The following is a 5,464-nucleotide window of genomic DNA, read 5'->3' as shown; positions in this document are numbered from 1 at the left end:
CCCCTTACTGTGTCCGTCCCGCCGGCGGGGGCCTTCCCACGGCCCGTCGGCATCACACCGTCCGACCGCCGCCTCCACGCGAAAGAGAGAGGTCAGAGCCGTGCCCGCGTGGCCTCCAGCAGGCGTACGACCGAGTCGTCGGTCACGGTCGCCACTTCGTCGTACGCGAACCAGCGCAGGTCGAGGGACTCGTCGCTGATTGCCTCCACAGCTCCGGCGGGGGCGAGAGCCGCGTACTGGACGTCGAGGTGCCAGGCGCACGGGGTGTGATGGCGGTCCAGGCGGACCGGGCCGCCCGCCAGGAGCGTCAGACCCGTGATGCCGGACTCCTCCGTGGCCTCGCGGAGGGCCGCGCCCGCGAGGGTGGTGTCCTCGGGCTCGCAGTGGCCGCCCATCTGGAGCCACATGTGCAGCTTCTTGTGGAGGGTGAGCAGCACCCGGCCGTGCTCGGGGTCGATCACCAGACCGCTCGCCGTGATGTGTCCGGCGCCGCACGCCTTCCACATGCCGTCCGGGTGGGCCGCAAGGTGGTCGAGGTACGCCTGGCGCAGCTCGGCCTGGTCCTCATAGCTCTTCAGTACGAGGACCGTGTCGTCGGACAGGCTCACTCGGTGTCGTCGTCCTTCTTCTTGAGGTCAGGCTTCTCGGTGGAGCCGCCCGCGGCCTCGCCGAGCATCTTGTCCAGCTCGGAGAAATCCAGCTGTTCGCGGTGGACGAAGCCGTCCGGGTCGTCCAGGTCGGAGGCGGTGGGCAGCATGTCGGGGTGGGCCCACAGGGCGTCGCGGCCGTCGACGCCGCGCGCGTCCGTGAGGGACGCCCACAGTCGGGAGGCGTCGCGCAGACGGCGGGGGCGCAGTTCCAGGCCGATCAGCGTGGCGAAGGTCTGCTCGGCCGGGCCACCCGTGGCGCGACGGCGGCGCAGGGTCTCGCGCAGCGCGTCCGCGGACGACAGGCGCGGCTTCGCGGCGGCGTGCACCACCGCGTCCACCCAGCCCTCCACCAGCGCCAGAGCCGTCTCCAGACGGGCCAGGGCGGCCTTCTGCGCCGGGGTGTCCTCCGGCTGGAACATGCCCTGCTGGAGTGCCTGCTGCAGCTCCTCGGGGTTCTGCGGGTCGAACTGGCCGACCACGTCCTCCAGCTTGGCCGTGTCGACCTTGATCCCGCGCGCATAGCCCTCGACCGCGCCGAACAGGTGCGAGCGCAGCCATGGGACATGGGCGAAGAGACGCTGGTGGGCGGCCTCGCGCAGGGCCAGGTAGAGCCGCACCTCGTCCTTGCCGACGCCCAGGTCCTTGCCGAAGGCCTCCACGTTCAGCGGGAGCAGTGCGGCCTTGCCCACCGGGCCGAGCGGCAGTCCGACGTCGGTGGAGCCGACGACCTCGCCCGCGAGCACGCCCACGGCCTGGCCGATCTGCTGGCCGAACATGGCGCCGCCCATCGACTTCATCATGCCGATCAGCGGGCCGGCCATGGCCTGCATCTCCTCCGGCAGGATGTCGCCCATGGCACCGCCGACCCGCTCGGCCACCGGGTCGACGAGCTCCTTCCAGGCGGGCAGGGTGGCCTCCACCCACTCCGCGCGGCTCCACGCCACGGTGGAGCCCGCGCCGGACGGCAGGGACGTCACGTCGTCGAGCCACAGGTCCGCCAGGCGGACGGCCTCCTCGACGGCGGTGCGTTCCGCGGGGCCGACACTCGCGTCCTTCGTGCCGTCGGCGGTCCCCTGGGAGACCGTCTGGCGGGCGATCTGTTTGGCCATGTCCCAGTTCACCGGGCCGCCCTCGTACGAGAGCATCTGGCCCAGCTGCTGGAAGGCGGCGCCCAGGTCGGTGGGGTTCATGGAACCGAACATCGCGGCGAACGGATTGTCGGCGCCGGGGCCGCCGGCCCCGGGAAACCCGAAGCCGAACGGGTTGGCCGGTCCCTGACCACCACCGCTCTCCTGGTCCTTCTTCTTGCCCTCGTCGCCGTCGTCCGGCTCCTCCGGCGGAAGGCCGAATCCGAATGGGGTGTCACTCACGGGATTCCTCGGCTGATAGGGCCATCGGATTTCTCCGACGGCACGGCTGCCCGAACACCACCCAGCGTAGACACCACGGCGGCTTAAGGCCTCGGTGCTCCGCCGACCGAAGGCCTGCGGCAGGATGGATGCCACCTGGTACGTACGCGTCACCCGCGTTCGTACTGAAGACAACCGCTGGAGACGCCCGGTGAGTTCCCCAGATCCACAGGTTCGCGCAGCGCGAAACCACTCAACCAGTCCCGCCGTGCGCGGGCCCGTCGTCGCGGTCACCGGTGCCGCGTCCGGCGTAGGAGCGTTGCTCACCGAGCGGCTCGCCGAGTCCGACGAGATCCGGCAGGTCATCGCCATCGACGAGCGGCGCGGCGAGTGCGCGGCCGCCCAGTGGCACATCCTGGACGTGCGGGACCCGGCGATCGCCGAGAAGCTGCGCGGGGCGGACGCCGTGGTGCACCTCGCCGTCGACCTCGACCTGGGCGCGGACTCGGCGGCCCGCAGCGCGTACAACGTGCGCGGCACGCAGACCGTGCTCACGGCGGCCGCCGCGGCAGGGGTGCACCGGGTGGTGCTGTGCACCTCGGCGATGGTCTACGGGGCGCTGCCCGACAACGAGCTGCCGCTCTCGGAGGACGCCGAGTTGCGGGCGACCGCCGAGGCCACCGGGGTCGGCGACCTGCTGGAGATCGAGCGGCTCGCGCGCCGCGCGCCGCGCGCCCACCCGGGCCTCAATGTCACCGTCGTACGCCCGGCGACCCTTGTCGGGGGGACGGACACGGCGCTGACCAGGTATTTCGAGTCGCCTCGGCTGCTCGTGGTGGCCGGGTCGCGGCCCGCCTGGCAGTTCTGTCATGTCGAGGATCTGTGCGGTGCGCTGGAGTACGCCGTGCTGGAGAAGGTCGACGGTGAGCTGGCCGTCGGGTGCGAGGGGTGGCTGGAGCAGGAGGAGGTCGAGGAGCTCAGCGGGATCCGGCGCATGGAGCTGCCGTCCGCGGTCGCCCTCGGGGCCGCTGCCCGGCTCCACCGGATCGGGCTGACGCCGTCGCCGGCGGGGGATCTGGCGTACACGATGTATCCGTGGGTCGTGAGTGGGAGCCGGCTGCACGATGCCGGTTGGCGACCGCTGTGGACGAACGAGGAAGTGCTCGCGGAGCTGTTGGAGGAGGTCGCCGGGCGGCACACCGTGGCCGGGCGGCGGCTGGGGCGCAAGGACGCGACGGCCGCGGGTGCCGCCGGTGCGACGGTGGCGCTGCTGGGTACGGCGGCGTTGGTGCGGCGGGCCCGGAAGGCTCGGGGTCGGCGCTGAGGAGCGGATTGGGGGCGCGCGTGGATATTTCGCCCCCGCCGCCCTTACCCGTCTCATCCCGTGCCTGGGGGCTTCGCCCCCAGATCCCCATCGGCCTTCGGACTCGTCCTCAAACGCCGGACGGGCTGCGCTGTTGATCCCGGCGCCGCAAAAGGATGAGGCACGATGGGGGTATGGCAGTGAATGATGATCATCCTGGTGAGCAGGGGGCCGATGAGCCCGTCAAGCTGATCGGGATTCGGGAGACGGCGCTCTCCGTCGACGAGGTGTTCAGGGCGGTCGGGGACGACGCGGCCGGTGGGACCGCGCTGTTCGTGGGGACTGTGCGGAATCACGACGGGGGCGCCGATGTCGACGAGCTCGGCTATTCATGTCACCCGACGGCCGAGGCCGAGATGCGGCGGATCGCGGAGAAGGTGGTCGCGGAGTACCCGGTCCGGGCGCTCGCGGCCGTGCACCGGGTGGGGAAACTGAAGGTCGGGGATCTCGCCGTGGTCGTCGCCGTCTCGTGTCCGCACCGGGGCGAGGCCTTCGAGGCGTGCCGCAGACTGATCGACGATCTGAAGCACGAAGTGCCCATCTGGAAGCACCAGACGTTCTCCGACGGCACGGAGGAATGGGTGGGAGCCTGCTGAATCCGTGACCGGAATGCGCCTGCGCGTTCCGGTTGCGTAACCCGCCCCCCGGCGCGAGCGTTGACGGAGCGGACGGATAATCTGCTGATCAATCAGTTGTGGTTGCTTGATAGGGGTTGGGAGGCCGGCATGGCGGCGCTCGCCTGGTTGCTGATTCCACTTGTGGCCGCGATCGGTGCCGGACTGTGGGGTGGCTGGGCCAGCCGGAACCGCAAGAGCATCGAGGACGGCACCGAACTCGCGGGTTACTCACGCTTCCGCGAGGCCATGGAGCGGTCCCACTCCGGCGGCTAGCGGCCCCCTTCGCCCTCGCCGCGGTCGGACGGCCCCGACAGTGCGCTGACAGGCCTGTCCCGTACTGTCGTTCCATGCCACGCCGCACCGCGACGATGCTCGCCTCCACCCTGATGCTGATCGCGCTCCTGTGCGCGGGAGTGATCATTCCCGTGCCTTATTCGGAGATGTCACCCGGGCCGACGGTGAACACGCTCGGGGAGCACGACGGCGAGCCGGTGCTGCAGATCTCCGGGCGCAAGACGTACGCGACGACCGGTCACCTCAACATGACCACGGTCCGCGTCACCAGCGCCGACTACAGGATGAACCTGGTCGAGGCCGTGTACGGCTGGCTGGCCCACGACAACAAGGTCGTGCCGCACGACACGCTGTACCCGGACGGCAAGACCGAGGAGCAGTCGACCCAGGAGAACGCCGAGGAGTTCAGCCAGTCCCAGGAGAGCGCCAAGGTCGCGGCCCTGAAGGAACTGGACATCCCGGTGAAGTCCTGGGTGATCGTCTCCACCGTCCTCAAGGACTCCCCGGCCGAGGGCAAGCTGCACGCCGGTGACGTGATCAAGTCCGTCGACGGTACGGAGGTCAAGGCGCCCGGGGACGTGGCGAAGCTGGTCACCGAGCACAAGCCGGGCGAGGACGTCGACTTCGTCATCGTGCCCGCCAAGGCGCAGGCCGCCGCCGAGAAGGCGAACAAGACGGCGACCGAGACCGAGAAGGTCACGATCACCACGGCCAAGTCCGACGACACGGGCGAGGAGCGGGCGATCGTCGGCATCTCCGCCGGGACCGACCACACCTTCCCGTTCACCATCGACATCAAGCTCGCCGACGTCGGCGGCCCGAGCGCCGGACTGATGTTCTCCCTCGGCATCTACGACAAGCTCACGCCGGGCAATCTGACGGGCGGCAAGTTCGTGGCCGGCACCGGCACGATCGACGACGAGGGCAAGGTCGGCCCCATCGGCGGCATCGAGATGAAGACGGTCGGAGCCCGCGACAAGGGCGCCGAGTACTTCCTGACGCCCAAGGACAACTGCGCCGCGGCCGCCAGTGACACCCCCGACGGACTCACCCTGGTCAAGGTGGACACCATCGAGGACGCGCTGGGAGCCCTGCAGGACATCCGCTCCGGCGACACCGCCGACCTGCCGAAGTGCAGCACCAAGGGCTGACGCGACGGACGTACACACGCGTGTGGGGGCGCCCCCGAGG

6 protein-coding genes are annotated in these 5,464 nt (G+C 70.4%); 4 read left to right on the top strand and 2 right to left on the bottom strand.

Going from position 1 to position 5,464, the window contains the following annotated elements; all coding sequences use genetic code 11:
* Nucleotides 1-92: 92 nt before the first annotated feature.
* Together ACFU53_RS46245 and ACFU53_RS46240 are read right to left on the bottom strand one after the other, a co-directional pair.
* Nucleotides 93-608, bottom strand: a complete 516-nt coding sequence (locus ACFU53_RS46245) for an NUDIX hydrolase (RefSeq protein ID WP_384006219.1) — start codon at nucleotides 606-608, stop codon at nucleotides 93-95.
* Nucleotides 605-2,020 carry a zinc-dependent metalloprotease gene (locus tag ACFU53_RS46240; RefSeq protein WP_384006217.1) on the bottom strand — a complete coding sequence of 472 codons (1,416 nt, stop codon included), beginning with the start codon at nucleotides 2,018-2,020 and terminating at the stop codon, nucleotides 605-607. The genes ACFU53_RS46245 and ACFU53_RS46240 overlap by 4 nt, the downstream gene beginning before the upstream one ends.
* A gap of 190 nt (nucleotides 2,021-2,210) precedes the next feature.
* Here ACFU53_RS46240 and ACFU53_RS46235 point away from each other — a divergent pair, with 190 nt between their 5' ends.
* From ACFU53_RS46235 to ACFU53_RS46220, 4 genes are all read left to right on the top strand, one after another.
* Complete coding sequence (locus tag ACFU53_RS46235) at nucleotides 2,211-3,323, top strand: SDR family oxidoreductase (RefSeq protein WP_384006216.1); 1,113 nt, start codon at nucleotides 2,211-2,213, stop codon at nucleotides 3,321-3,323.
* 173 nt (nucleotides 3,324-3,496) lie between these two features.
* Nucleotides 3,497-3,958, top strand: coding sequence for a molybdenum cofactor biosynthesis protein MoaE (locus ACFU53_RS46230; protein ID WP_384006214.1), 462 nt, complete (start codon nucleotides 3,497-3,499; stop codon nucleotides 3,956-3,958).
* 129 nt (nucleotides 3,959-4,087) lie between these two features.
* On the top strand, nucleotides 4,088-4,252 hold the full coding sequence (locus tag ACFU53_RS46225) for a hypothetical protein (protein ID WP_384006212.1): 165 nt from the start codon (nucleotides 4,088-4,090) through the stop codon (nucleotides 4,250-4,252).
* A gap of 74 nt (nucleotides 4,253-4,326) precedes the next feature.
* Nucleotides 4,327-5,424: a PDZ domain-containing protein gene (locus ACFU53_RS46220; RefSeq protein WP_384006210.1), complete on the top strand. Its 1,098-nt coding sequence runs from the start codon at nucleotides 4,327-4,329 to the stop codon at nucleotides 5,422-5,424.
* Nucleotides 5,425-5,464 lie beyond the last annotated feature (40 nt).

Origin of the sequence: Streptomyces sp. NPDC057474 (assembly GCF_042802555.1) — a bacterium.
GTDB lineage: Bacteria > Actinomycetota > Actinomycetes > Streptomycetales > Streptomycetaceae > Streptomyces.
Note: the sequence above shows the minus strand (reverse complement) of the source record. Positions and strands in the feature narration are given on the sequence as shown.

Excerpts from the sequence above, each read along its gene's own strand:
- ACFU53_RS46230 (WP_384006214.1), top strand. The coding sequence starts at position 3,497 with ATGGCAGTGAATGATGATCATCCTGGTGAGCAGGGGGCCGATGAGCCC.
- ACFU53_RS46225 (WP_384006212.1), top strand. The coding sequence starts at position 4,088 with ATGGCGGCGCTCGCCTGGTTGCTGATTCCACTTGTGGCCGCGATCGGT.
- ACFU53_RS46220 (WP_384006210.1), top strand. The coding sequence starts at position 4,327 with ATGCCACGCCGCACCGCGACGATGCTCGCCTCCACCCTGATGCTGATC.